Source organism: Salmonella sp. K21076, from assembly GCF_039650795.1.
GTDB lineage: Bacteria > Pseudomonadota > Gammaproteobacteria > Enterobacterales > Enterobacteriaceae > Salmonella > Salmonella enterica.
On record NZ_JBCLYA010000008.1, the window covers coordinates 79,349 to 105,461 of the forward strand.

Annotated in this window: 20 protein-coding genes; 11 read left to right on the forward strand and 9 right to left on the reverse strand. The window is 54.1% G+C overall.

All coding sequences use genetic code 11. From position 1 onward, the window contains the following. Positions 1-114: 114 nt before the first annotated feature. Complete coding sequence (gene acnB / locus AAYN39_RS03755; RefSeq protein ID WP_000888954.1) at positions 115-2,712, reverse strand: bifunctional aconitate hydratase 2/2-methylisocitrate dehydratase; 2,598 nt, start codon at positions 2,710-2,712, stop codon at positions 115-117. A gap of 388 nt (positions 2,713-3,100) precedes the next feature. Between acnB and AAYN39_RS03760 the strand changes: the two genes are divergently transcribed. Both AAYN39_RS03760 and AAYN39_RS03765 read left to right on the forward strand, forming a co-directional pair. Continuing rightward, positions 3,101-4,723, forward strand: a complete 1,623-nt coding sequence (locus AAYN39_RS03760) for a DUF3300 domain-containing protein (protein ID WP_000174529.1) — start codon at positions 3,101-3,103, stop codon at positions 4,721-4,723. Between the two features lie 12 nt (positions 4,724-4,735). Continuing rightward, positions 4,736-5,527 carry a DUF2950 family protein gene (locus AAYN39_RS03765; protein WP_000757452.1) on the forward strand — a complete coding sequence of 264 codons (792 nt, stop codon included), beginning with the start codon at positions 4,736-4,738 and terminating at the stop codon, positions 5,525-5,527. A 37-nt stretch (positions 5,528-5,564) separates the two neighbouring features. Here AAYN39_RS03765 and AAYN39_RS03770 read toward each other — a convergent pair whose 3' ends face one another. The 5 genes from AAYN39_RS03770 to pdhR form a co-directional block, all read right to left on the reverse strand. Further along, positions 5,565-5,849: an outer membrane protein gene (locus tag AAYN39_RS03770; protein WP_000765363.1), complete on the reverse strand. Its 285-nt coding sequence runs from the start codon at positions 5,847-5,849 to the stop codon at positions 5,565-5,567. Positions 5,850-6,137: 288 nt separating this feature from the next. Beyond that, a complete protein-coding gene (lpdA, locus tag AAYN39_RS03775; RefSeq protein WP_001527420.1) occupies positions 6,138-7,562 on the reverse strand; it encodes a dihydrolipoyl dehydrogenase in 1,425 nt (474 codons plus the stop codon). A 201-nt stretch (positions 7,563-7,763) separates the two neighbouring features. After that, complete coding sequence (gene aceF, locus AAYN39_RS03780; protein ID WP_000963602.1) at positions 7,764-9,653, reverse strand: pyruvate dehydrogenase complex dihydrolipoyllysine-residue acetyltransferase; 1,890 nt, start codon at positions 9,651-9,653, stop codon at positions 7,764-7,766. 14 nt (positions 9,654-9,667) lie between these two features. Continuing rightward, the gene (gene aceE, locus AAYN39_RS03785; RefSeq protein ID WP_000003851.1) at positions 9,668-12,331 is read right to left on the reverse strand and encodes a pyruvate dehydrogenase (acetyl-transferring), homodimeric type; all 2,664 of its coding nucleotides are present in this window, start codon (positions 12,329-12,331) and stop codon (positions 9,668-9,670) included. A gap of 159 nt (positions 12,332-12,490) precedes the next feature. Next, a complete protein-coding gene (gene pdhR, locus AAYN39_RS03790) occupies positions 12,491-13,255 on the reverse strand; it encodes a pyruvate dehydrogenase complex transcriptional repressor PdhR (RefSeq protein WP_000331771.1) in 765 nt (254 codons plus the stop codon). Positions 13,256-13,817: 562 nt separating this feature from the next. Between pdhR and aroP the strand changes: the two genes are divergently transcribed. From aroP to AAYN39_RS03805, 3 genes are all read left to right on the forward strand, one after another. Then, positions 13,818-15,191, forward strand: coding sequence for an aromatic amino acid transporter AroP (aroP, locus tag AAYN39_RS03795; protein WP_000969487.1), 1,374 nt, complete (start codon positions 13,818-13,820; stop codon positions 15,189-15,191). Positions 15,192-15,354: 163 nt separating this feature from the next. After that, a complete protein-coding gene (locus tag AAYN39_RS03800; RefSeq protein ID WP_000357549.1) occupies positions 15,355-16,761 on the forward strand; it encodes an MFS transporter in 1,407 nt (468 codons plus the stop codon). Then, complete coding sequence (locus AAYN39_RS03805) at positions 16,761-17,711, forward strand: family 43 glycosylhydrolase (protein ID WP_000024772.1); 951 nt, start codon at positions 16,761-16,763, stop codon at positions 17,709-17,711. Before AAYN39_RS03800 ends, AAYN39_RS03805 begins: the two co-directional genes overlap by 1 nt. 91 nt (positions 17,712-17,802) lie before the next feature. On the opposite strand, the gene ampE is transcribed toward AAYN39_RS03805, so the two are convergent. Continuing rightward, entirely contained in the window at positions 17,803-18,657 is an 855-nt protein-coding gene (gene ampE, locus AAYN39_RS03810) for a beta-lactamase regulator AmpE (RefSeq protein WP_000172040.1), read from the reverse strand. Next, positions 18,654-19,217, reverse strand: a complete 564-nt coding sequence (gene ampD, locus AAYN39_RS03815; protein ID WP_000936326.1) for a 1,6-anhydro-N-acetylmuramyl-L-alanine amidase AmpD — start codon at positions 19,215-19,217, stop codon at positions 18,654-18,656. The genes ampE and ampD overlap by 4 nt, the downstream gene beginning before the upstream one ends. An 87-nt stretch (positions 19,218-19,304) precedes the next feature. Between ampD and nadC the strand changes: the two genes are divergently transcribed. The 4 genes from nadC (at position 19,305) to hofC (ending at position 23,444) form a co-directional block, all read left to right on the forward strand. Beyond that, the gene (nadC, locus tag AAYN39_RS03820; protein WP_001135134.1) at positions 19,305-20,198 is read left to right on the forward strand and encodes a carboxylating nicotinate-nucleotide diphosphorylase; all 894 of its coding nucleotides are present in this window, start codon (positions 19,305-19,307) and stop codon (positions 20,196-20,198) included. A gap of 221 nt (positions 20,199-20,419) precedes the next feature. After that, positions 20,420-20,857 carry a prepilin peptidase-dependent pilin gene (gene ppdD, locus AAYN39_RS03825; RefSeq protein ID WP_000414989.1) on the forward strand — a complete coding sequence of 146 codons (438 nt, stop codon included), beginning with the start codon at positions 20,420-20,422 and terminating at the stop codon, positions 20,855-20,857. Between the two features lie 9 nt (positions 20,858-20,866). Continuing rightward, a complete protein-coding gene (gene gspE / locus AAYN39_RS03830) occupies positions 20,867-22,252 on the forward strand; it encodes a type II secretion system protein GspE (protein WP_000650611.1) in 1,386 nt (461 codons plus the stop codon). Then, the gene (gene hofC / locus AAYN39_RS03835; protein ID WP_000114107.1) at positions 22,242-23,444 is read left to right on the forward strand and encodes a protein transport protein HofC; all 1,203 of its coding nucleotides are present in this window, start codon (positions 22,242-22,244) and stop codon (positions 23,442-23,444) included. Before gspE ends, hofC begins: the two co-directional genes overlap by 11 nt. A 30-nt stretch (positions 23,445-23,474) precedes the next feature. Here hofC and AAYN39_RS03840 read toward each other — a convergent pair whose 3' ends face one another. Further along, complete coding sequence (locus tag AAYN39_RS03840) at positions 23,475-24,518, reverse strand: GMP reductase (protein ID WP_001217357.1); 1,044 nt, start codon at positions 24,516-24,518, stop codon at positions 23,475-23,477. Between the two features lie 225 nt (positions 24,519-24,743). Here AAYN39_RS03840 and coaE point away from each other — a divergent pair, with 225 nt between their 5' ends. Both coaE and zapD read left to right on the forward strand, forming a co-directional pair. Further along, positions 24,744-25,364 (forward strand): dephospho-CoA kinase, encoded by a 621-nt coding sequence (coaE, locus tag AAYN39_RS03845; RefSeq protein ID WP_001270913.1) that lies wholly within the window; start codon positions 24,744-24,746, stop codon positions 25,362-25,364. Then, positions 25,364-26,107, forward strand: coding sequence for a cell division protein ZapD (gene zapD, locus AAYN39_RS03850; RefSeq protein ID WP_000557441.1), 744 nt, complete (start codon positions 25,364-25,366; stop codon positions 26,105-26,107). The genes coaE and zapD overlap by 1 nt, the downstream gene beginning before the upstream one ends. The last annotated feature ends 6 nt before the right edge of the window (positions 26,108-26,113 follow it).

The window sequence follows — 26,113 nt, forward strand, 5'->3', positions numbered from 1 at the left end:
GGAATGAAAATAAAAACCCACCGCAGTTGCGATGGGTTTTGTAGGCCCGGTAAGCGTAGCCGCCACCGGGCAATAAGAGGCGTAGGCATGGTAAGCCTGACGCCGTCAGGCAAATTATACCGCAGTCTGGAAAATCACCCCATCCGCTTTCTCAGTGTACTGAGAGAGCTGGTCGAAGTTCAGATAACGGTAGGTATCCACCGCCGTCTTATCCACCTGCGCCACAAAGGTCTGGTACTCTTCCGGCGTCGGCAGTTTGCCAATAAGCGCTGCAACCGCCGCCAGCTCCGCAGAAGCCAGGAAGACGTTCGCACCAGTACCTAAACGGTTCGGGAAGTTACGGGTAGAAGTGGAAACCACCGTCGCGCCGTCAGCCACACGCGCCTGGTTACCCATACACAGGGAACAACCCGGGATTTCGATACGCGCACCGCTCTTACCAAACACGCTGTAGTAACCTTCTTCGGTCAGCTGCGCAGCGTCCATACGGGTTGGCGGCGCTACCCACAGGCGGGTTGGCAACTGGCCTTTGTGGCTATCCAGCAGCTTACCAGCCGCGCGGAAGTGGCCGATGTTGGTCATGCAGGAACCGATGAACACTTCGTCGATCTTCTCGCCCTGCACGTCAGACAGCAGACGCGCGTCGTCCGGATCGTTCGGCGCACAGAGGATTGGCTCTTTGATATCCGCCAGATCGATGTCGATCACCGCTGCGTATTCCGCGTCAGCATCGGCTTCCAGCAGCTGCGGGTCCGCCAGCCATTTTTCCATACCCTGGATACGACGTTCCAGCGTACGACGGTCGCCGTAGCCTTCGGCGATCATCCACTTCAGCAGGACGATGTTGGAGGTCAGGTATTCAACGATCGGCTCTTTGTTCAGCTTGATGGTACAACCGGCAGCGGAACGCTCGGCAGAAGCATCGGTCAGCTCAAACGCCTGCTCGACTTTCAGATCCGGCAGACCTTCGATTTCCAGGATGCGGCCAGAGAAGATGTTTTTCTTGCCTTTCTTCTCAACGGTCAGCAGGCCCTGTTTGATGGCGTACAGCGGGATGGCATGGACCAGATCGCGCAGGGTGATGCCCGGCTGCATTTTGCCTTTGAAGCGCACCAGCACCGATTCCGGCATATCCAGCGGCATCACGCCGGTCGCGGCGGCAAACGCCACCAGACCAGAACCCGCCGGGAAAGAGATACCAATCGGGAAACGGGTATGGGAGTCACCGCCGGTACCGACGGTGTCCGGCAGCAGCATACGGTTCAGCCAGGAGTGGATCACGCCGTCGCCCGGACGCAGGGAGACACCGCCGCGGTTCATAATGAAGTCCGGCAGCGTGTGGTGCGTGGTGACGTCAACGGGCTTCGGATAGGCTGCGGTGTGACAGAACGACTGCATGACCAGATCGGCGGAGAATCCCAGACAGGCCAGGTCTTTCAGCTCATCACGGGTCATCGGGCCAGTAGTATCCTGAGAACCGACGGAGGTCATTTTCGGTTCGCAGTACGCGCCCGGACGAATGCCTTTCACGCCGCAGGCGCGACCGACCATTTTCTGCGCCAGAGAGAAGCCACGGCTGCTTTCTGCCACGTCTTTTGCCTGACGGAAAACGTCAGAGTGCGGCAGACCCAGCGCTTCACGCGCTTTGGTGGTCAGGCCACGTCCGATAATCAGCGGAATACGGCCACCGGCGCGTACTTCGTCGATCAGCACGTCGGTTTTCAGTTCGAAGGTTGCCAGCAGTTCATCGGTTTCATGATTGCGCACTTCGCCTTTGTACGGGTAGACGTCAATTACATCGCCCATGTTCAGGTTAGAAACGTCAACTTCAATCGGCAGCGCGCCCGCATCTTCCATGGTGTTAAAGAAGATAGGCGCAATTTTGCCGCCGAGGCACAGACCGCCGCCGCGCTTGTTCGGCACGTTCGGGATGTCATCGCCCATGAACCACAGCACGGAGTTGGTCGCGGATTTACGGGAAGAACCGGTGCCCACCACGTCACCCACGTAGGCCAGCGGGTAGCCTTTTTTCTGCAATGCTTCGATTTGTTTGATCGGGCCGACAACGCCTGGCTGATCCGGCTCAATGCCTTCACGGGCGTTTTTCAGCATCGCCTGCGCATGTAACGGGATATCCGGTCTCGACCACGCATCCGGCGCCGGAGAGAGATCGTCGGTATTCGTTTCGCCGGTCACTTTGAAAACGGTGACGGTGATTTTTTCCGCCAGCGGCGGACGGCTCAGGAACCATTCGGCGTCGGCCCAAGATTGCATCACCTGTTTGGCATATTCATTGCCCGCTTTGGCTTTCTCTTCTACGTCGTAGAAGTTATCGAACATCAGCAGGGTGTGAGACAGCGCTTTGGCCGCAATCGGCGCCAGTTTCGCATCGTCCAGCGCGTCAATCAGCGGATGAATGTTGTAACCACCCTGCATGGTGCCCAGCAGTTCAATGGCTTTTTCTGGGGAGACCAGCGGGGAGGTGGTGTCGCCTTTCGCGACAGCAGCGAGAAAACCGGCTTTAACATAAGCGGCTTCATCGACGCCAGGAGGAACGCGGTTGATCAACAGGTCTAACAGGAATTCTTCTTCGCCCACAGGCGGGGTCTTCAGCAGCTCGACAAGCGCAGCCATTTGGGTTGCGTCTAAAGGTTTCGGCACAATCCCCTGGGCAGCACGCTCAGCTACGTGCTTACGGTATTCTTCTAGCACGACGATATCTCCTCGCTCTCATTGTCATAATGCGGCGCTTTTGTTGATGGGCGATTCTCTTCACGCTCCTGTGAGACAGTAGTTAGTAGGGTAAATGCCCGGTACCGCATAAGGCACAATAACAGGATTTTCTTTAAGTGTTAATCTGTTTACAAAAAAGCAACATAAAAAAGTGGCTGAATCGTTAAGGATGGTCTAATGCTCTACTGAGACGGGAGCTGCAGCCATAAATGCTTACCTCATTTCGTGCTTTGATCGTCACGTAACGTTACCGATCCCAACATTAGCTAAAAATTAAACTATCGTCCCTTTATACTCACGCCAAACTGCACCCCGTCGGCGGCAGGCATAATGACCATAGCGATTCTCGGGAATCGGGAGAGATAAAATGACGTTGCCCTTTAAACCCCATCTCATTGCCCTTGTGTGCAGTGCCGGGTTATTTGCCGCTTCGGGCGTACTGTATGTTAAAAGCCGCGCTCCCGAAGCGCCCGCGCAGGCGGCAGCTCCCACCTCTGAGCCAACGCAGACCGCTGTGCCCGCGCCTGTCGCGAAAACGACCTTTACCACTGCGCAAATCGATCAATGGGTCGCGCCTGTCGCGCTTTATCCCGATGCCCTGCTTTCGCAGGTGCTCATGGCCTCCACCTACCCGGCGAACGTGGTTCAGGCCGTCCAGTGGTCGCGGGATAACCCCACGCTGCAGGGCGATGCCGCTATTCAAGCGGTGGCCAGCCAACCGTGGGACCCCAGCGTCAAATCGCTGGTCGCCTTTCCTCAGTTGATGGCGCTTATGGGCGAGAATCCGCAATGGGTGCAAAACCTGGGCGATGCGTTCTTAGCCCAGCCACAGGATGTGATGGATGCGGTGCAAAGGCTGCGTCTGCTCGCTCAACAAACCGGTTCGCTAAAATCCACGCCACAGCAAACCGTCACCAGCGTGCCGAAGTCCAGCGCTTCTACCGCCGTCACGACGACAACCACCACATCCGCCAGTACGCCAGCAACACCGTCGACCGTCATCAAAATTGAACCTGCGAATCCGCAGGTGGTGTACGTGCCAAACTATAACCCCACGACGGTGTATGGCGCCTGGCCCAATACCGCTTATCCGCCGGTGTATTTACCGCCCCCTCCGGGGCAGCAGTTTGCCGACAGTTTTGTTAAAGGTTTTGGTTATAGTCTGGGCGTCGCCACCACCTATGCGTTGTTCAGCAGCATAGACTGGGATGACGACGATCATCACCACCATGACGACGACCATCATGATGATGATTACCATCATGGTGGTAACGGTTATCAACATAATGGCGATAATATCAACATCAATGTCAATAATTTCAACCGGATATCCGGGCAAAACCTGCCGGGCCAAACGATGGGCTGGCAGCATAATCCCGCCTGGCGCAATGGCGTCCCCTATCCGAATAATACCGTTGCGCAACGGTTCCATCCCACCAATGTTAGCGGCGGGTTAAGCGCAACGCAGCAAGCGCCAGTGTCTCGCGACAGTCAGCGCCAGGCAGCCATGGCGCAATTCCAACAGCGCAGCCATACATCACCCGCTAACGTGTCAGGCGAGACATCCCGCGACAGACAGCGCAAAGCGGCATCGCAGCAGTTAAATCAAATTGCCCAGCGTAATAATTACCGTGGCTATGACGGAACACAAAACAGCAGTCGTCGCGAGGCGGCGCAGCAGACACTGAATAAATCCACCACGCAGCAGCATCGTTCCGAGCTGAAGGCTAAAGCCCAGCAGCACCCTGTTTCACAACAGCAGAGAGACACCGCCCGCCAGCGTATTGAATCCTCTACGCCACAGCAGCGTCAGGCATTTCGCCAGAATATGCACGCCAATGTGTTTAGCGGGAACGACAGTCGATCGCCGTCATGGCAATCGCAACAGCTACGCGGCCTAGAAAGCCGTCGCGGCAGTCACTTGAACACCGAGCAACGCGCCGCCGCGCGGGAACATTTTTCTGAACATCATGAATTTCATCGCCGTTAACCGGAGCAGATAATGAAAAAGGTTATGTTAAGCGCTCTGTTACTGTCGTTACCCTTGCTGGGCTACGCGCAGGAACGGTTCCCCTCCCCGGAAGCGGCCGCCAGCGCCTTCGCCGCGGCGGTAGCCGGAAAAAACGAAACGCAGCTTACCGCGCTACTGGGCGATGACTGGCGGCAATTTCTGCCGCCGGAAGGTGCCGATCCCGAGGCCGTGGCCCGCTTCAATCGTGACTGGCGCGAAGGCCATCGCATTGTACAAAAAGACAATACGGCGCACCTGAATGTCGGACGAGAAGACTGGCAGCTCCCGGTGCCCATGGTGAAAGAGACTGGCGGCTGGCGCTTTGATATGGCGGCAGCCGGGAATGAGATCCTCACCCGTACTATTGGGCGAAATGAACTTTCTACCTTACAGGCCATGCATGCTTACGTTGATGCGCAGCAGGACTATTACTTACAAAACCATCGCTGGGCGCACAGGATAATCAGTAGCGAAGGCCAAAAAGATGGCCTGTACTGGCCAACCAAAGCAGGCGACGTCCCCAGTCCGTTAGGCCCAAACTTTAGTCCCGCAGCGCCAGACGAGGGTTACCACGGCTACCATTTCCGTATTATCAGCGATAACGACGGTCACGGTGCGGCGCTTCTGGCCTGGCCGATGCATTACGGCGAAACCGGGGTGATGAGTTTTATGGTCAACCAGGACGATCGTATTTATCAGGCGGATTTAGGCAAGGAGACGGAGAGTAAAGTTCAGGCTATCACGCGTTTTGCGCCAGACGCGCAGTGGCAGGTCGCCGAATAACCCGTAAGCGCCTGGCGTTATCGCCAGGCCGTGATCATTAGCCCTGATGCGGCATCAATTCCGGGTGGCCTTGTACCGGCGGCTTGTTGCTGGTCAGCGCGGCTTCATCAGCCTGAATGCTGCCGGAATTGGCCGCCCATACGCCTTCATGCGTGTGGGTGATCTGCTGATGCTGCGCATTCAAATCCTCGCCCATTGCCGCAATATGCGTGCTTTCCGTACCGCCGCTGTTAGTCGCCCAGGGGATGACGGGATCGCTGGCAAATGCCATGCCGGAAATCAAGGTCGCAGTTAGCGCTGCCGTTGTCAGAAAAAGTTTCATATATCAAACCTCATAATTAGCTCGCTATTATTTTATAGCGTTACCAATTTCAGGATGATGACAAATTAAGGAGAGGTATTTCTTATGAAACAATTAGTTGGTCGAAAATGACAGACAAAGGCACTACCGACGGCATAAGCTTTGAAAAACGTACTGCTGCGGAAAGGATAAATTTTGCGGTTTCGTTATCCTTCGCCATCATTTGACACATCTGATTTGCCATGCATAAAAAAAGCGGCTGTAAAGCCGCTTTTCTGTATCGGGTGGCGCATTGCCACCCGCAGAAGATTATTTCTTCTTCGCTTTCGGGTTTGGCAGGTCGGTAATGCTACCTTCGAAGATTTCCGCCGCCAGGCCCACGGACTCATGCAGAGTCGGGTGAGCATGGATGGTCAGCGCGATATCTTCCGCGTCACAGCCCATTTCGATCGCCAGACCGATTTCACCCAGCAGCTCGCCGCCGTTGGTACCGACAATCGCCCCGCCGATCACGCGGTGAGATTCTTTGTCGAAAATCAGTTTGGTCATACCGTCTGCGCAGTCAGAAGCGATAGCACGGCCAGAAGCTGCCCACGGGAAGGTGGCGGTTTCATAGCTGATGCCTTTTTCTTTCGCTTCTTTCTCGGTCAGGCCAACCCATGCCACTTCTGGCTCGGTGTACGCGATAGACGGGATAACTTTCGGATCGAAGTAGTGTTTCTTCCCGGCGATAACTTCAGCGGCAACGTGGCCTTCGTGAACGCCTTTGTGCGCCAGCATCGGCTGACCGACGATATCGCCGATAGCGAAGATGTGCGGCACGTTGGTGCGCAGCTGTTTGTCGACGCGGATAAAGCCACGGTCGTCAACTTCCACGCCAGCTTTGCCCGCGTCGAGGTTTTTACCGTTCGGCACACGACCAATCGCCACCAGAACCGCATCATAACGCTGCGCTTCAGCCGGGGCTTTTTTGCCTTCCATCGAAACGTAGATACCGTCTTCTTTCGCTTCAACGGCAGTCACTTTGGTTTCCAGCATCAGGTTGAATTTCTTGCTGATGCGTTTGGTGAAGACTTTAACGATGTCTTTATCAGCCGCCGGGATAACCTGGTCGAACATTTCAACCACGTCAATCTCTGAACCCAGCGCGTGGTATACGGTACCCATTTCCAGACCGATGATACCGCCGCCCATGACCAGCATACGCTTCGGCACTTCTTTCAGTTCCAGAGCGTCGGTAGAATCCCATACGCGCGGGTCTTCATGCGGAATAAACGGTAATTGGATCGGACGAGAACCCGCCGCGATGATCGCGTTATCGAAGTTGATCACGGTTTTGCCATTTTCGCCTTCCACTTCCAGGGTATTAGCCCCGGTGAATTTACCCAGACCATTGACCACTTTCACTTTACGGCCTTTGGCCATACCAGCCAGACCGCCGGTCAGCTGCGTGATCACTTTCTCTTTCCAGGTACGAATCTTGTCGATATCGGTTTTCGGCTCGCCGAAGACGATACCGTGTTCAGCCAGCGCTTTGGCTTCTTCGATAACTTTTGCTACGTGCAGCAGCGCTTTAGAAGGGATACAGCCGACGTTCAGACAAACACCGCCAAGGGTGTTGTAGCGTTCTACAATTACGGTTTCCAGACCTAAATCAGCGCAACGGAAAGCGGCAGAATAGCCTGCCGGGCCCGCCCCAAGTACCACGACCTGAGTTTTGATTTCAGTACTCATCATGACCTCTTTATTTGTATCCGGCGGTCCGGGGTACTTGATCGCCCATCATCCACCGGGTCGTTCTATCCGCCCGTATCTTACAAAATTGTTAACAATTTTGAAACAACAAACGGATCACGAATTATCGCTTTCGCTAATAACCTCACAAACTCCATGAGATTATCAAAAAAAAGCCGGCCGTCGGGCCGGCTTTTTCGCTTACATCACCAGACGGCGAATGTCAGACAACATATTGTTGATAATGGTAATGAAACGCGCACCATCAGCACCATCGATCACACGGTGGTCGAAAGAAAGAGAGATAGGCATCATCAGACGCGGCACAAACTCTTTCCCATTCCACACCGGTTCCATCGCCGACTTAGAAACGCCGAGGATAGCCACTTCCGGCGCGTTGACAATCGGCGCAAAGTGGGTAGTTCCCAGGCCGCCGATGCTGGAGATAGTGAAGCAACCACCCTGCATTTCGCCAGCGGTCAGCTTACCATCACGCGCTTTTTTGGAGATGGTGGTCAGTTCACGAGACAGCTCGGTCACGCTCTTCTTATTCACGTCTTTAAAGACCGGAACCACCAGGCCATTCGGGGTATCAACCGCCACGCCGATGTTGATGTATTTTTTCAGGGTCAGACGCTGACCGTCTTCGGATAGAGAGCTGTTGAAGCGCGGCATCTGTTCCAGAGCAGCGGCAACCGCTTTCATGATGAAGACCACTGGCGTGTATTTCACATCCAGTTTGCGCTTCTCAGCTTCGGCGTTCTGCTGTTTACGGAACGCTTCCAGATCGGTGATATCGGTTTTGTCGAAGTGCGTAACGTGCGGGATCATCACCCAGTTACGGCTCAGGTTCGCGCCAGAGATTTTCTGGATACGGCCCAGTTCCACTTCTTCAACTTCACCAAACTTGCTGAAGTCCACTTTCGGCCACGGCAGCATACCCGGGATACCGCCGCCCGCAGCAGCCGGCGCAGCTTCCGCGCGTTTGATAGCGTCTTTCACGTAAGCCTGAACGTCTTCGCGCAGAATACGGCCTTTACGACCAGTGCCTTTCACTTTCGCCAGGTTGACGCCAAACTCGCGCGCCAGACGGCGAATCAGTGGGGTAGCGTGAACGTAAGCGTCGTTTTCAGCGAACTCAGATTTGCCTTCGGCTTTGGCAGCCGGGGCAGCAGGCTTCTCAGCTTTCGCCGCCGGAGCCGGCGCCGCTGCTTCCTGTTTAGCCGGAGCGGCCGCAGGCGCTGCGCCTTCCACTTCGAAGACCATAATCAGCGAGCCGGTTTTCACTTTATCGCCGGTGCTGATTTTGATTTCTTTCACGGTGCCCGCGAACGGCGCAGGCACTTCCATAGAGGCTTTGTCGCCTTCCACGGTGATCAGCGACTGTTCAGCGGTAACTTTATCGCCGACTTTGACCATCACTTCGGTGACTTCAACTTCGTCGCCGCCGATGTCCGGTACGTTAACGTCTTTCACGCCCGTCGCTGCTGCTGGAGCAGCCGCAGCCGGAGCGGCTTCCGCTTTCGCTGGTGCTGCTGCGCCCGCTTCACCCGCCACTTCGAAGACCATAATCAGAGAGCCGGTAGACACTTTATCACCGGTGTTCACTTTGATCTCTTTCACGGTGCCTGCAAACGGAGCAGGAACTTCCATAGAGGCCTTGTCGCCTTCGACGGTGATCAGCGACTGTTCAGCTTCTACGGTGTCGCCCACTTTCACCATCACTTCAGTCACTTCAACTTCGTCACTGCCGATATCCGGAACGTGAACGTCTTTCGCCGCTGCCGCAGCAGGTGCTGCTGCCGGCGCCGCTTCTTTCTTCTCTTCTGCCTGAGCAGGCGCAGCGTCAGCTGCACCGTCGGCGGAATCGAAAATCATGATAAGTGCACCGGTCTCAGTTTTGTCGCCGACAGAGACTTTGATCTCTTTCACGACGCCAGCCTGCGGAGACGGGACTTCCATAGAGGCTTTGTCGCCTTCTACGGTGATCAGCGACTGTTCAGCTTCAACTTTGTCGCCCACTTTGACCAGAATCTCGGTGATTTCAACTTCATCTGTCCCGATGTCCGGTACTTTGATTTCGATAGCCATTATTCTTTTACCTCTTACGCCAGACGCGGGTTAACTTTATCTGCATCGATGTTGAATTTGGTAATCGCATCCGCTACCACTTTCTTGTCGATTTCGCCACGTTTAGCCAGTTCGCCCAGCGCTGCGACAACCACATAAGAAGCATCAACTTCGAAATGGTGACGCAGGTTCTCACGGCTGTCGGAACGACCGAAGCCATCCGTACCCAGTACGCGATAGTCGTCAGCCGGTACGTAAGTACGAACCTGCTCGGCGAACAGTTTCATATAGTCAGTAGATGCCACAGCCGGAGCGTCGTTCATCACCTGAGCGATGTACGGTACGCGCGGGGTTTCCAGCGGGTGCAGCATGTTCCAGCGCTCACAATCCTGACCATCACGCGCCAGTTCGGTGAAGGAGGTCACGCTATATACGTCAGAACCTACGCCGTAATCTTTCGCCAGGATCTCTGCCGCTTCACGGACGTGACGCAGGATAGAACCGGAGCCCAGCAGCTGAACTTTACCTTTGCTACCTTCGAGGGTTTCGAGTTTGTAGATACCTTTACGGATACCTTCCTCGGCACCTGCTGGCATTGCCGGCATGTGGTAGTTTTCGTTCAGGGTGGTGATGTAGTAGTAAACGTTCTCTTGTTTTTCACCGTACATACGCTCCAGACCATCATGCATGATGACAGCCACTTCATAAGCGTAAGCCGGGTCGTAAGAGATACAGTTCGGGATAGTCAGCGACTGAATGTGGCTGTGACCATCTTCGTGCTGCAGACCTTCGCCGTTCAGCGTAGTACGACCGGAAGTCCCGCCAATCAGGAAGCCGCGAGCCTGCTGGTCGCCAGCCTGCCAGCACAGGTCGCCGATACGCTGGAACCCGAACATAGAGTAGTAGATGTAGAACGGGATCATCGGCAGATCGTTGGTGCTGTAAGAGGTCGCCGCAGCCAGCCAGGATGCGCCTGCGCCCAGCTCGTTGATACCTTCCTGCAGAATCTGGCCTTTCTCGTCTTCTTTGTAGTAAGCAACCTGCTCACGGTCCTGCGGGGTGTACTGCTGGCCGTTCGGGCTGTAGATACCAATCTGACGGAACAGACCTTCCATACCGAAAGTACGCGCTTCGTCGGCGATGATCGGAACCAGACGATCTTTGATCGACTTGTTCTTCAGCATCACGTTCAGGGCACGCACGAAAGCGATCGTAGTGGAAATCTCTTTACTTTGCTCTTCCAGCAGCGCGCCGAAATCTGAAAGTTGAGGCAGCTCTAACTTCTCGGTGAAGTTCGGCTGACGGCTTGGCAGGTAGCCGTGCAGCGCCTGACGGCGTTCATGCAGGTATTTGTGTTCTTCAGAACCTTCCGGGAAGGTAATGTACGGCAGTTTTTCGAGATCAGCATCGGCAACCGGCACGTTGAAACGATCGCGGACGTAACGCACGCCGTCCATGTTCATTTTCTTAACCTGGTGAGCGATGTTTTTACCTTCCGCGGTGTCACCCATGCCGTAACCTTTAATGGTATGGGCCAGGATTACGGTCGCTTTGCCTTTGGTTTCCTGCGCTTTTTTCAGTGCCGCGTAGACTTTCTTCGGATCGTGACCACCACGGTTCAGCGCCCAAATCTGCTCGTCAGTCCAGTCGGCCACCAGCGCGGCGGTTTCCGGATATTTACCGAAGAAGTGCTCACGCACGTAAGCGCCGTCTTTGGATTTGAAGGTCTGGTAGTCGCCGTCAACGGTTTCGTTCATCAGCTGGATCAGTTTACCGCTGGTGTCTTTACGCAGCAGTTCATCCCAACGACCGCCCCACATGACTTTGATAACGTTCCAGCCAGCACCTGCAAAGATGCCTTCCAGTTCGTTAACAATCTTGCCGTTACCGGTGACCGGGCCGTCAAGACGCTGCAGGTTACAGTTGATAACAAAAACCAGGTTGTCCAGTTTTTCACGGGTGGCGATGGTGATCGCGCCTTTGGATTCCGGCTCATCCATCTCGCCGTCGCCGAGGAAGGCGTAAACGGTCTGTTTAGAGGTATCTTTCAGGCCACGGTGTTCCAGATATTTCAGGAATTTCGCCTGGTAGATAGCACCGATTGGGCCCAGCCCCATAGAGACGGTCGGGAACTGCCAGAATTCCGGCATCAGTTTCGGGTGCGGATAGGAAGAGAGGCCATTGCCGTGAACTTCCTGACGGAAGTTATCCATCTGTTCCTGGGTCAGACGACCTTCCAAGAACGCGCGAGCGTAGATGCCCGGAGAGATGTGGCCCTGGAAGTACACCAGGTCGCCGCCATCCTGTTCGTTGCGCGCACGGAAGAAATGGTTAAAACAGACATCATAGATCGTGGCGGAAGACTGGAAGGACGCCATGTGGCCGCCCAACTCAAGGTCTTTTTTAGACGCGCGCAGCACGGTCATGATGGCGTTCCAGCGGATCGCAGAACGAATGCGACGTTCCAGCTCCAGATTACCCGGGTATTCCGGTTCGTCTTCAACGGCAATAGTGTTGATGTAATTACTGGCCCCTGCGCCTGCCGCGACTTTCACGCCGCCTTTACGAGCTTCAGAAAGCAGTTGGTCAATCAGATACTGAGCGCGCTCAACACCTTCTTCACGGATAACCGATTCGATCGCCTGTAGCCAGTCGCGAGTTTCGATCGGATCCACGTCATTTTGGAAACGTTCTGACATGGGGGTATTCCTTATCTATCTAATACGTTGAGTTATCTGGAACCTGTCCCATTAAACTTTCGTCAGAAAGCTTAATAAGACAGGTTCTGCGTTTAGTTGCCGCGCACATTTTTGCGCGTTATTCACAACATCTTCTGGTTAACGTTCTGCCAGAAAAAACTAATTCTTGCGCTGTTCCAGGCGGCGTAAAGCGCGTTCACGACGGCTCTCCTCACGGCTTCTGTCCAGCATAATCTCTTCGATAAACGCCAGATGTCGGTGTGACGCTTCACGCGCTTCTTCTGGTTTTCCGGCCATAATGGCTTCAAATATACGGGTGCGATGCGTGCTCACCAGCGGCAGCATCTCCCGACGCGCATACAGCAATTCGAAGTTCTGCCGCACGTTTTGCGCCAGCATCGGCTCCATACACCTTAGCAGATGAAGCAATACCACGTTGTGCGCCGCTTCGGTGACGGCGATTTGATACTGGAGCACGGCTTCGGACTCGGCATCCAGATCGCCGGACTCTTGCGCCAGCTCAATAGCGTGGTGCAGCTCGCGAATACGGTCTTTATCTTCGTCGGTGCTGCGCAGCGCCGCGTAATAAGCCGCAATGCCTTCCAGCGCATGGCGCGTTTCGAGCAGGTCAAACTGGGATTCAGGGTGATCGGAGAGCAGTTCCACCAGCGGGTCGCTAAAGCTCTGCCACAGGCTGCTCTGCACGAAGGTTCCGCCGCCCTGGCGACGAAGCAACAATCCCTTCGCTTCGAGACGTTGAATCGCCTCGCGCAAGGAGGGACGGGAGACGTCGAACTGTTTTGCCAGTTCACGTTCCGGTGGGAGTTTTTCTCCGGGACGCAATGTTCCCTCAAGGATTAAAAACTCCAGCTGCTGCTCGATCACATCGGAGAGTTTTGGTTGGCGGATTTTGCTGTAGGCCATGATTTCCTGTCTTAAGCCATTTGCCCGGAGTCAATTGGTCTTACCAATTTCATGTCTGTGACGCTAAAGTAACAAAGTATTCACCTTCTGTCCATACAGGTTTTGATTGAAATCAGTAAAGGAGGCACATTTTAACAATTTTACAGAAATCACGTTTCAAAACTGTAACTGTGCACAAATGTTAAATTTACCCACCAGGAGGTAGATTTAACGTATTTGAAACGATAAAAAATCTCATCTGAACCGATTCAACAGCAGATCAAATGCATTTTTATGCATAAATAATGAATAAAAACAAATTAACCTTTAGAAGGGAAAATAAAAGGAGGTATTTACAAGTGCTTTCTTTTTACGCAACTCGTCATCACCCCTGCACAAAGCAGGTGCATTCGCGGCCACATACCATTATTCTGATCAAGACGAAAGAGTTGAAGTGACATTTTAAAAAACGAGCTTGTAAATAAATCAATACAAAAAGCGGAATTGCAAACTTACACACGCACTACTGCATCGTTCAAAATAAGCGCGTTATGAATAAACCGCGCCCGATACACGAGGTTTTATGATGGACAGTCAGCAGCACGGCGAGCAGCTCAAGCGCGGCCTGAAAAACCGCCATATTCAGCTTATCGCATTGGGCGGCGCGATAGGGACAGGCTTGTTCCTGGGAAGCGCCTCCGTTATTCAGTCGGCGGGGCCAGGAATTATCCTGGGCTATGCGATTGCAGGCTTTATTGCCTTTCTGATTATGCGCCAGCTGGGAGAGATGGTGGTTGAAGAACCGGTCGCCGGCTCTTTTAGCCACTTCGCCTATAAATACTGGGGCGGCTTTGCCGGATTCGCTTCCGGCTGGAACTACTGGGTGCTGTACGTATTAGTTGCCATGGCGGAACTGACCGCAGTGGGTAAATATATCCAGTTCTGGTATCCGGAGATCCCCACCTGGGCTTCTGCGGCAGCCTTCTTTGTGATTATCAACGCCATCAACCTGACCAACGTTAAAGTGTTCGGTGAGATGGAGTTTTGGTTCGCCATTATTAAAGTGATCGCCGTCATCGCTATGATTCTGTTCGGCGCGTGGTTACTCTTCAGCGATACCGCTGGTCCGCAGGCCACCGTGCGCAACCTGTGGGAACAGGGCGGCTTTCTGCCGCATGGCTGGACCGGGCTGGTGATGATGATGGCCATTATTATGTTTTCGTTCGGCGGACTGGAGCTGGTAGGGATCACCGCCGCTGAAGCCGATAACCCGGAACAGAGCATCCCCAAAGCTACCAATCAGGTTATCTATCGCATCCTGATTTTTTATATCGGCTCGCTGGCGGTTCTGCTTTCGCTGCTGCCATGGACTCGCGTCACCGCCGATACCAGCCCGTTTGTCCTTATCTTCCATGAGCTGGGCGATACGTTTGTCGCCAATGCGCTGAATATCGTGGTTCTCACCGCCGCGCTATCGGTTTATAACAGCTGCGTTTACTGCAACAGCCGTATGCTGTTCGGTCTGGCCCAGCAGGGAAATGCGCCGAAAGCGCTGCTGAACGTCGACAAACGCGGCGTGCCGGTGAGCTCCATTTTGGTTTCCGCCGTCGTGACGGCGTTGTGCGTGCTGCTCAACTACCTGGCCCCAGAGTCCGCATTCGGACTGCTGATGGCGCTGGTGGTCTCCGCGCTGGTCATTAACTGGGCGATGATTAGCCTTGCCCATATGATGTTCCGTCGCGCGAAACAGCAGCAGGGCGTGAAAACCCGCTTCCCGGCCCTGTTTTATCCGTTCGGCAACGTTCTCTGCCTGCTGTTTATGGCGGCGGTATTGATCATTATGCTGATGACGCCAGGTATGGCGATCTCCGTGTGGCTGATTCCGGTATGGCTGCTCATCCTGGGCGTCGGCTACCTGTGTAAAGAAAAAACGGCAAAAACGGTGAAAGCCCACTGATCGTGGCGTTACTTTTCCGCCCTCCCCGTCCGGGGAGGGTGTTATCTGCCTCACAGTTTCCCACGTATAACCATTTTATCCATATCAGCGGCGTGATCCTGCTACGCAAAAAAAAGCTCGCAGGCGAATAATTACCGCCATCATCTGATGGGGAGAAGTCTCAATGGATAAGGGCAGACTTTCGGTAAGAGAGAAAATCGGGTATGGCATGGGTGACGCCGGATATAACATTATTTTTGGCGCTATCATGCTGTTTGTTAATTACTTTTATACGGATATTTTTGGTCTTGCCCCAGCGTTAGTCGGTGTTTTACTCCTTTCAGTACGCGTTATCGATGCCGTTACCGATCCGGTGATGGGCGCGCTTGCCGATCGTACCCAAAGTAAATATGGTCGTTTCCGCCCCTGGCTACTGTGGATTGCATTTCCCTACGCGCTGTTCAGCGTTCTGATGTTCACGACGCCGGACTGGGGCTATAACAGCAAAGTTATCTATGCCTTCGTCACCTATTTTCTGCTTTCCGTGACCTATACCGCCATCAATATTCCCTATTGCTCACTGGGCGGCGTGATCACTAACGATCCAAAAGAGCGCGTAGCCTGTCAGGCTTATCGCTTCGTGTTAGTCGGCATCGCGACGCTGTTGCTATCGTTAACGCTATTGCCGATGGTGGACTGGTTTGGCGACGGCGACAAAGCCAAAGGCTATCAGTTGGCGATGACCGTGCTGGCGATTATCGGCATGGGTATGTTTCTGTTCTGCTTTGCCAGCGTCCGCGAACGCGTTCGCCCTGCCGTTCCGACGCACGATGATATGAAGAATGATTTCAAAGATGTGTGGAAAAACGATCAATGGGTACGCATTCTGCTATTGACCTTATGTAACGTCTGCCCGGGGTTTATCCGTATGGCGGCGACCATGTATTACGTCACCTGGGTGATGGGACAAAGCACCCATTTCGCTACGCTTTTTATTAGTCTTGGCGTGGTCGGTATGATGATCGGCAGTATGCTGGCAAAAGTCTTAACCGATCGCTGGTGTAAATTGAAGGTATTTTTCTGGACCAATATCGCGCTGGCGATTTTCTCCTGCGCGTTCTATTTCTTTGACCCGAAAGCCACCGTGATGATAGTGGCGCTCTACTTCTTGCTCAATATTCTGCATCAGATCCCTTCCCCGTTACACTGGTCGCTGATGGCGGACGTCGATGATTACGGCGAATGGAAAACCGGCAAACGCATTACCGGTATTAGCTTCTCCGGTAATCTGTTCTTCCTGAAACTGGGCCTGGCGATTGCCGGGGCGATGGTCGGCTTTTTGCTCTCCTGGTACGGTTATGACGCCAGCGCCAAAGCGCAAAGCGCCTCGGCGATGAACGGTATTATGCTGTTGTTTACCGTTATCCTTGGCGTTGGCTATCTGATTACCGCAGGCGTGGTACGTCTGCTGAAAGTTGACCGTGAACTGATGAAAAAAATCCAGGACGATTTGGAAAAACGTCGCACTAATTACCGCGAATTGAGTGAGTTGCAGGAGCTCAAAGCCGCTGAAAGCGTAAGGAAAGCCTGATGGCAAACTGGCCAAACCCGTTTATTGAACAACGTGCCGATCCGTTTATTTTACGCGACGGCAGCGATTACTACTTTATTGCCTCCGTACCGGAATATGACAGGCTGGAAATCCGCCGGGCTGATTCGCTGGAAGGGTTGCGCGCCGCCGACCCCGTTGTCGTCTGGCGCAAACCGGAAAGCGGCCCGATGAGCCAGCTCATCTGGGCACCGGAAATGCACCGCATCAACGGTAAGTGGTACATCTATTTTGCCGCTACCCATACTCAAGCGCTTGATAAACTGGGAATGTTCCAGCACCGCATGTTTGCCCTGGAGTGCGCCGATGCCGACCCACTCACCGGCAAGTGGACGGAGAAGGGTCAAATTAAAACGCCGTTTGATACCTTCTCCCTCGATGCCACCACTTTTTATCATCAGGGAAAACAGTGGTATCTGTGGGCGCAAAAAGCGCCGGATATTGCCGGTAACTCAAATATTTATCTGGCTGAACTGGAAAATCCGTGGACCCTTAAAGGCGAGCCGGTAAGACTCAGTAAGCCAGAGTACGACTGGGAATGTCGGGGTTTTTGGGTTAACGAAGGTCCGGCCGTCGTGGTGCATGGCGACAAGCTGTTTATCAGCTATTCGGCCAGCGCCACCGATGAAAACTACTGTATGGGGTTACTGTGGATTAACGTAAACGACGATCCGCGCGATCCGGCCAACTGGCATAAATCACCGCGCCCGGTCTTTACCACCAGCTATGAAAATCGCCAGTATGGGCCGGGACACAACAGCTTTACGCAAACGTCGGAAGGTGAAGATGTACTGGTGTACCACGCGAGAAATTACACCGAAATTGAAGGCGATCCGTTGTACGATCCCAACCGCCATACGCGTCTGAAACGGGTGCGCTGGGACGAAAACGGGATGCCTGATTTTGGCGTGCCGCCAGCCGATACGATCTAAGCCGTTGCACTGCCCGGTGGCGCTAGCGCTTACCGGGCCTACAGATTTTTCCATTGTAGGCAGCATAAGCGTTAGCGCTATCGGCACAACATTACACTAATGCCCCATAAATGGTGAGCAACGCAATAATCACCACCACCACAAACGAGGCCTTCTTCGCCATCGATACCGCCGCTTTGGGGGTTTCTACTTTGTCAGTATGCGGTTCGCGCACCAGTGAGAACTGCGCCAGACGTGTGAGCACCTGATATTGCGAAGTATGCAGATCCGCCAGCGAGGCAAACCAGGCCGGCAACGCTTTCTCGCCATGCCCCAGTAATGCATACACTACGCCCGCCAGACGTACCGGAATCCAGTCCAGTACATGAAGAATAGCGTCAATGCCGGATTGCAAACGTTGGTGCGGCGTCTGATAGCGCGCCAGCCAGGTCTGCCAGGCCCGTAAAAACGCATAGCCCACCAGCGTTACCGGCCCCCACGGACCGCCAACGATAAACCAAAATAGCGGTGCGAGGTAAAAACGGAAATTTATCCATAACAACGCGTTTTGCAGCTCACGCAAAAACTCACGCTCATTACAATCCGGCGGCACGCCGTGAATCAGCGTAAGCTCGCTGGCCATCGCCTCGCAAGGATGCGGATCGTTACGGGACGCCGCTTTCAGCCAGGCGTGATAATGTACTCGCACTTTGCCCGCGCCGATACACAGCACGCCCAGGAGAATCCACACCACCAGCGTCGGCACGTTAAATAGCAGCCCTTTTAACGCCTGGAGCAGTAGAAAAGTCACCACCATCGCGATCGCCGTCATTCCCATCGTGCGCAACATCGAAAAATGCGTAATCCGACGGAATAGCGCCTCCAGCCGATGATCGAGCTGCCAGTGCTCGCCCAGCTTAAACAGGCGCTCGACAATCAGCACCAGTAATGTCGTAAACAGCGTCATGTCATCTCCTTGTGCGACGAGAGGGCTACCAAAGCGCGAAAGCGCGGCCAGTCAAAGGCAGGGCCAGGGTCCGTTTTGCGGTCAGGCGCAATGTTGCAGTGTCCGGTCATATTGTCGGCGATCGCCGGATAGCAAGCGATAAGCGTGCGCGTCACGGCGGCTAGCTGCTGATACTGCGCATCGGTATAAGCCAGCGTATCCGTCCCCTCCAGCTCAATACCAATGGAGAAATCATTACAACGTTCCCGCCCCTGATAGTTTGATACGCCCGCATGCCACGCACGCTTATCAAAAGGCACATACTGGACGATTTCACCGTCGCGACGAATCAGACAATGGGCCGAAACACGAAGATGAGCGATTTCTGCAAAAAAAGGATGGGCGTCTGGATCTATCGTTCCGGTGAATAATGCATCGATCCACGGACCGCCAAACTCGCCGGGGGGCAGGCTAATATTATGCACCACCAGCAAGGACGGTTTTTCGTCATCCGGACGGCAATCATAATGCGGAGAAGGGACGCGTCGCGCCTCTACCAACCAACCCTTATCTGGCAACATGCGGAGTCTCCTTTTGAGTGGTGCTTATAGCTGCTTCAGAGTAGCATGTTTCTACCTTATGATTCGTTAGCAATTTGGAGTTTTATCATGCCGCCTCGCCGTTATAACCCAGACGACCGACGTGACGCGCTACTGGAACGCATTAATCTCGATATCCCTGCCGCCGTTGCTCAGGCGCTGCGTGAAGATTTAGGTGGAGAAGTCGATGCTGGCAACGATATCACCGCGCAACTTTTGCCGGCAGATACGCAAGCCCATGCCACAGTGATCACTCGTGAAGACGGCGTTTTCTGCGGCAAGCGCTGGGTTGAAGAGGTCTTCATCCAACTGGCGGGCGATGATGTGCGCCTCACCTGGCATGTCGATGACGGCGACGCCATTCACGCCAACCAAACAGTGTTTGAACTGAACGGCCCCGCTCGCGTATTGCTGACCGGCGAGCGCACGGCGCTAAACTTTGTCCAGACCCTTTCCGGCGTCGCCAGTGAAGTACGCCGCTACGTTGGACTATTGGCTGGCACCCAAACCCAGTTGCTCGACACGCGTAAAACGCTGCCGGGTCTGCGCACCGCGCTCAAATATGCGGTTTTATGCGGCGGCGGCGCCAATCATCGTCTGGGTCTCACTGACGCGTTCCTGATTAAAGAAAACCATATCATCGCCTCCGGTTCGGTTCGTCAGGCGGTGGAAAAAGCGTTCTGGCTACATCCGGACGTGCCGGTAGAAGTCGAGGTCGAAAATCTGGATGAACTGGACGATGCGCTGAAAGCAGGCGCGGATATCATCATGCTGGATAATTTCAACACCGACCAGATGCGCGAGGCGGTGAAACACGTCAACGGCCAGGCGCGGCTGGAAGTATCCGGCAACGTCACCGCGGAAACCTTACGCGAATTTGCTGAAACCGGGGTGGATTTCATCTCCGTTGGCGCGCTGACCAAGCACGTGCGCGCGCTCGATCTCTCCATGCGTTTTTGCTGATCCTCTCCGCCCGATGGCGCTGCGCCGTCGGGTCTATAAATCACCTGTCCGTAGATCCGCGTCGTGATTCGGTAAAATATTCGTAGCGCCTCGCAATAACGTTGCCGTGTCATGTAACGCAGCGAAAATCTTCAGAATCCGCCTTCCCGTTTTACCTTTTGCCGCTCGCCCGCTCTTCCCTTGTTTGCCACAGTAGCGCCGGCTAACTCAAGGAGCGAACAATGGAAAAACAACGCGGTTTCACGCTTATCGAACTGATGGTCGTTATTGGCATCATCGCCATTTTAAGCGCCATTGGCATTCCGGCTTACCAGAACTATCTGCGTAAAGCGGCGCTGACGGATATGTTGCAAACATTTGTCCCCTACCGTACTGCCGTCGAACTCTGCGCTCTGGAACATGGTGGGACGAGCACATGCGATGCGGGCGTCAACGGTATCCCCTCGCCCGTCATCACCCGTTATGTTTCGGGCATGAGCGTGGAAAAAGGCGTCATCACGCTTACCGGTCAGGAGAGTCTGAGCGGGCTTAGCGTCATCATGACGCCCGCCTGGGACAATGCTAACGGCATTACCGGCTGGACGCGTAACTGCAATATTCAAAGCGACAGCGCGTTACAACAGGCTTGTGAAGATGTCTTCCGTTTTGACGCCAACTAAGGAGACAAGATGAAAGACGCTCAGCTCAACACCTTGTGTCAACGTCATCAGGCTGTACTGATCAATAGCGCCAGCAACAGTATCACTGTTGCGGTGGTCGACGCGCCCTCTCATGCGTTATTGGACGCTCTGCATTTCGCCACGCAAAAACAGATTGATATTGTGTGCTGGACTCGCCAGCAAATGGAAAATCATCGGCATAAGCCGGATCAGGCACCCTCGACAAACGCCGCGAAAGGCGGAGAAACCGCGGCCCAGCTTCTCAATCAGACATTACGCTCGGCGATGGCGAAACGCGCCTCTGATATCCATCTCGAACCCGGCGCCAGCCGCTACCGGATAAGGCTCCGCATCGATGGCGTTCTTCATATTCTGCAGGACATCGCCAAAGAGACGGGGCTTGCGCTGACGGCCAGATTGAAAGTCCTAGGAAATTTGGACATCGCTGAACATCGGCTGCCGCAGGACGGGCAATTTACCGTTGACCTGACGGGCGACAGCATCTCTTTTCGTATCGCCACGCTTCCCTGTAAAGAAGGCGAAAAAGTCGTCTTACGGTTGTTGCATCAGGTTGAACAAACGCTGGATCTGGACACGCTGGGCATGTACGGGGCACAACTTACCGCTTTTAGACAAGCCCTACAGCAACCTCAGGGGCTGGTACTGGTGACTGGCCCCACCGGTAGCGGAAAAACGGTCACGCTATACAGCGCGCTACAAACCCGGAATACGCCGGGTATCAACCTCTGTAGCGTTGAGGATCCGATAGAAATTCCACTGGATGGGATTAACCAGACGCAGATCCATCCCCGCGCCGGGCTCACCTTTCAAAATGTGCTGCGCGCGCTTTTACGCCAGGACCCTGACATCATCATGGTAGGTGAAATTCGTGACGGCGACACCGCAGAAATCGCCATTAAGGCGGCACAAACGGGCCATCTGGTACTTTCAACACTCCATACGAACTCCACCAGCGAAACCCTGATACGTTTGCAGCAAATAGGCGTAACACGCTGGATGATCTCATCGGCGCTTACGCTGGTGGTAGCGCAACGCCTGGTAAGGAAGCTTTGCCCGCACTGCAAACAGCGTCTGAGCGATCCCGTGGTGCTATCGCCCAATCTTTGGCCCAGCGCGCTACCGCGCTGGCAGGCAAACGGCTGTCAGCATTGCTACCACGGCTTTTATGGCCGAACCGCGTTATTCGAAGTGTTAACCGTTACCCCGGCATTACGTCAGTTAATTGCGAGCGGCGCATCGGCGCAAGCACTGGAAGCCCACCTCCAGCAGACCGGTACAGGGACGCTTTTTGAAAATGGCTGTCGCGCCGTTGAGCAAGGCATGACGTCCTTTGAAGAGATACTGCGCGTTCTGGGAATGCCCCATGAGCGTTAAACAGCTCTGGCGCTGGCAAGGCGTTAACGATAAAGGTCAACTGGAACAAGACGTTGTATGGGTGGACAATCGTCTGGCGCTGATCATCACCCTGCAACATCAGCGCATTATGCCGCTTCGCATCAAGCGCATAAGCGTTAACGCCGCACTGTGGAAAGAAGAGCAAAGCGCTGAAATTATTCATCAGTTGGCCACGCTCATTCATGCCGGACTGACGCTTTCTGAAGGGCTGGAACTCCTTGCGAAACAGCATCCCCACCGACAATGGCAAGCGCTGTTGCGCACGCTGGCTCACGAGCTTGAACAGGGCGTCCCTTTTTCCAGCGCATTAGTCTCCTGGCCGCAGGTATTTCCGCCGCTCTACCAGACGATGATCCGCACCGGAGAACTGACCGGCAAACTGGCCGAATGCTGCTTTGAACTGGCCCGTCAGCAAAAAGCGCAACGGCAGATTACGGTTAGCGTGAAAAAGGCGCTGCGCTATCCCGCCATTATTCTAACAATGGCCGCCCTGGTCGTTTTCGCCATGCTGCACTTTGTCCTGCCGGAATTTGCCGCCATTTACCGTAGCTTCAATACCCCGCTTCCTCTTCTGACACGCGGTATTATCGCGATAGCGCAATGGGGGCCGGCATGGGGTTGGCTCATCTTGTTCCTGACGATGCTCGTTGCTATCGCTCACCGCAGGTTAAAACAAAAACCGTCCTGGCAAGCGCAGCGGCAGCGTCTTCTGCTACGGCTTCCCGTTATGGGTCGCCTGATAAGAGGCCAGAAACTAGCGCAAATATTCACCGTACTGGCATTAACCCAAAGCGCAGGCATTCCTTTTCTTCAGGGACTGGAAAGCGCTATCGATAGTCTCGGCTGCCCTTACTGGTCACAGCGTTTAACGCAGGTACATCAGGAGATCGCCGCGGGCAATCCGGTCTGGTTGGCGCTAAAAAATACCCAGGAATTTAGTCCGCTATGCCTGCAACTGGTCAGAACGGGCGAAGCGTCCGGTTCACTCGATATCATGCTGCATAACCTTGCCCGTCACCACAGTGAATCTACGCTGGCGCTGGCCGATAATCTGGCGTCGCTGTTGGAACCGGCGTTATTGATCATCACCGGCTTAATTATCGGTACGCTGGTGGTGGCGATGTATTTGCCGATTTTTCATTTGGGAGACGCGATGAGCGGGATGGGATAAGGCTGGCGCACATTTACGCCAGCCAGAATATTAGAGGCTATTGAAAATGCGGTTTTCTTGTTCCTGCACCCGAATAAAGGTGGTGCGTTTGGTCAACTCTTTCAGGCGAGACGCGCCGACATAAGTGCAGGCTGAGCGTAGACCGCCCAGGATATCGCGGGCGGTATTGCCCACCGGCCCACGCAGTGGCAATTTAACCGTTTTACCTTCTGCCGCGCGGTATTTCGCAACGCCGCCGACATGACGGTTCATCGCAGATTCCGAACTCATGCCGTAGAACAGCATGAATTTCTCGCCATTCTCTTCTACCACGCTGCCGCCGCTCTCTTCGTGACCCGCCAGCATACCGCCCAACATAACGAAATCCGCGCCGCCGCCGAAGGCTTTTGCTACGTCGCCTGGCATGGTGCAGCCGCCATCGCTGACGATCATGCCGCCCAGGCCATGCGCCGCGTCAGCACATTCGATAACCGCCGACAGTTGCGGATAACCGACGCCGGTTTTTACACGCGTCGTGCATACGGAGCCGGGACCAATTCCCACTTTCACGATATCGGCGCCGGAGAGGATAAGCTCTTCGCACATCTCGCCCGTTACCACATTGCCTGCGCAGATTGTTTTTGACGGCCATGCTTCACGCGCTTTTGCGACGAACTGCACAAAATGTTCTGAATAGCCATTGGCCACATCAATACAGACAAAGTTCAGCGCAGGATTCAGCGCCAGAATCTGCACGGTTTTTTCGAAATCAGCATCAGAGGTCCCGGTGGAAACCATCACATGCTTGAGAACATCAGCCGAAGCCGTGTTGATAAAAGCTGCCCACTCTTCAACGCTATAATGTTTATGTACAGCGGTCAGAATATCAAACCCGGCCAACGCTTGCGCCATTTCAAACGTCCCGACGGTATCCATATTGGCCGCGATAATCGGTACGCCAGACCAGGTCTGACCTGAGTGTTTAAAGGTGAATTGACGTTCCAGTTCGACATCGGAACGGCTTTTGAGGGTAGAACGCTTAGGACGGATAAGAACGTCTTTGAAACCTAACTTCAGATCTTCTTCAATACGCATGTGCGGATTCCTGAGGTTAATGGCGAAAAATCGAAACTCACAACTCCAGTGACGCTATCATACGCACTAATCATGGCCGTACAAGACTCAGAAATTCTCTTTTTTTACGTTACAATCCCATAAATTTACCTGGCGAATAGTAGGTTAATGCTCAGAGCATATCGTCTTTGTATGTTTAAAATTTAACCTTTTGATTATCAAACTAAAATTCCGGAAGCTGGAGATATGAGGTATACCGTAGCCTTAACCGGCGGTATTGGCAGCGGTAAAAGTACCGTCGCTGATGCCTTCGCTGACCTCGGAATAACCGTCATCGACGCGGATATTATCGCGCGCCAGATGGTTGAGCCAGGGCAGCCCGCCCTGAACGCAATAGCGGAACATTTTGGTTCTGAACTTATCGCCGCCGACGGCACGTTACGTCGCCGGGCACTGCGTGAGCGTATTTTTTCGCATCCGGAAGAAAAAGCCTGGCTTAACGCTCTGCTTCATCCCTTAATTCAGCAGGAAACCCAACGACAGTTTCAACAGGCTACGTCGCCCTATGTGTTATGGGTTGTGCCTCTGCTGGTTGAAAACAGGTTGTATCAAAAAGCCAACCGCGTACTGGTGGTTGACGTTACGCCCGAAACGCAGCTCATACGCACAATGCAGCGTGATGATGTTACGCGCGAGCATGTTGAACACATTCTCGCTGCGCAGGCGACGCGTGAAGCGCGCCTTGCCGTGGCGGACGATGTTATTGATAATAACGGCGCACCGGATGCTATCGCATCAGATGTGGCCCGCCTGCACGCCAGTTATCTTAAGCTCGCGTCGCAGTTTGTCTCACAGGAAAAACCGTAATGCACACCCAGGTCCTATTTGAACACCCTCTCAATGAGAAGATGCGTACGTGGCTGCGCATAGAGTTTTTGATCCAACAGCTCTCCATCAACCTGCCAATTGCAGACCATGCTGGCGCACTGCATTTTTTCCGTAATATCAGCGATCTACTGGATGTGTTCGAACGGGGCGAAGTCCGTACCGAACTGCTGAAAGAACTGGAGCGCCAGCAGCGTAAATTACAGGCCTGGGTTGAGGTTCCCGGCGTCGATCAAGACCGTATTGAAGCCCTGCGCCAGCAGTTAAAATCGGCGGGCAGCGTGCTGATCTCCGCCCCGAGGATTGGCCAGCAGCTACGCGAAGATCGCTTGATTGCTCTTGTGCGTCAACGCTTAAGTATTCCTGGCGGCTGTTGCAGTTTCGATTTACCCACTCTGCATATCTGGTTGCACCTACAACAGGCGCAGCGCGATGCCCAGATTGAAAGCTGGCTTGCCAGCCTGAATCCCCTCACCCAGGCGCTGACGCTGGTGCTTGATCTGATCCGTAATTCAGCGCCTTTCCGTAAGCAAACCAGCCTGAACGGTTTTTATCAGGATAACGGGGACGACGCCGATTTGCTGCGTCTTATGCTGACGCTCGATTCACAACTTTATCCGCAAATTTCCGGCCATAAGAGCCGTTTTGCCATTCGCTTTATGCCGCTGGATAGTGAAAATGGTCTGGTGCCGGAGCGTCTTGATTTTGAACTGGCCTGTTGCTAAGGAGTA

Excerpts from the sequence above, each read along its gene's own strand:
- AAYN39_RS03760 (WP_000174529.1), top strand. The coding sequence starts at position 3,101 with ATGACGTTGCCCTTTAAACCCCATCTCATTGCCCTTGTGTGCAGTGCC.
- AAYN39_RS03765 (WP_000757452.1), top strand. The coding sequence starts at position 4,736 with ATGAAAAAGGTTATGTTAAGCGCTCTGTTACTGTCGTTACCCTTGCTG.
- AAYN39_RS03770 (WP_000765363.1), bottom strand. The coding sequence starts at position 5,849 with ATGAAACTTTTTCTGACAACGGCAGCGCTAACTGCGACCTTGATTTCC.
- lpdA (WP_001527420.1), bottom strand. The coding sequence starts at position 7,562 with ATGAGTACTGAAATCAAAACTCAGGTCGTGGTACTTGGGGCGGGCCCG.
- aceF (WP_000963602.1), bottom strand. The coding sequence starts at position 9,653 with ATGGCTATCGAAATCAAAGTACCGGACATCGGGACAGATGAAGTTGAA.
- aceE (WP_000003851.1), bottom strand. The coding sequence starts at position 12,331 with ATGTCAGAACGTTTCCAAAATGACGTGGATCCGATCGAAACTCGCGAC.
- pdhR (WP_000331771.1), bottom strand. The coding sequence starts at position 13,255 with ATGGCCTACAGCAAAATCCGCCAACCAAAACTCTCCGATGTGATCGAG.
- aroP (WP_000969487.1), top strand. The coding sequence starts at position 13,818 with ATGATGGACAGTCAGCAGCACGGCGAGCAGCTCAAGCGCGGCCTGAAA.
- AAYN39_RS03800 (WP_000357549.1), top strand. The coding sequence starts at position 15,355 with ATGGATAAGGGCAGACTTTCGGTAAGAGAGAAAATCGGGTATGGCATG.
- AAYN39_RS03805 (WP_000024772.1), top strand. The coding sequence starts at position 16,761 with ATGGCAAACTGGCCAAACCCGTTTATTGAACAACGTGCCGATCCGTTT.
- ampE (WP_000172040.1), bottom strand. The coding sequence starts at position 18,657 with ATGACGCTGTTTACGACATTACTGGTGCTGATTGTCGAGCGCCTGTTT.
- ampD (WP_000936326.1), bottom strand. The coding sequence starts at position 19,217 with ATGTTGCCAGATAAGGGTTGGTTGGTAGAGGCGCGACGCGTCCCTTCT.
- nadC (WP_001135134.1), top strand. The coding sequence starts at position 19,305 with ATGCCGCCTCGCCGTTATAACCCAGACGACCGACGTGACGCGCTACTG.
- ppdD (WP_000414989.1), top strand. The coding sequence starts at position 20,420 with ATGGAAAAACAACGCGGTTTCACGCTTATCGAACTGATGGTCGTTATT.
- gspE (WP_000650611.1), top strand. The coding sequence starts at position 20,867 with ATGAAAGACGCTCAGCTCAACACCTTGTGTCAACGTCATCAGGCTGTA.
- hofC (WP_000114107.1), top strand. The coding sequence starts at position 22,242 with ATGAGCGTTAAACAGCTCTGGCGCTGGCAAGGCGTTAACGATAAAGGT.
- AAYN39_RS03840 (WP_001217357.1), bottom strand. The coding sequence starts at position 24,518 with ATGCGTATTGAAGAAGATCTGAAGTTAGGTTTCAAAGACGTTCTTATC.
- coaE (WP_001270913.1), top strand. The coding sequence starts at position 24,744 with ATGAGGTATACCGTAGCCTTAACCGGCGGTATTGGCAGCGGTAAAAGT.
- zapD (WP_000557441.1), top strand. The coding sequence starts at position 25,364 with ATGCACACCCAGGTCCTATTTGAACACCCTCTCAATGAGAAGATGCGT.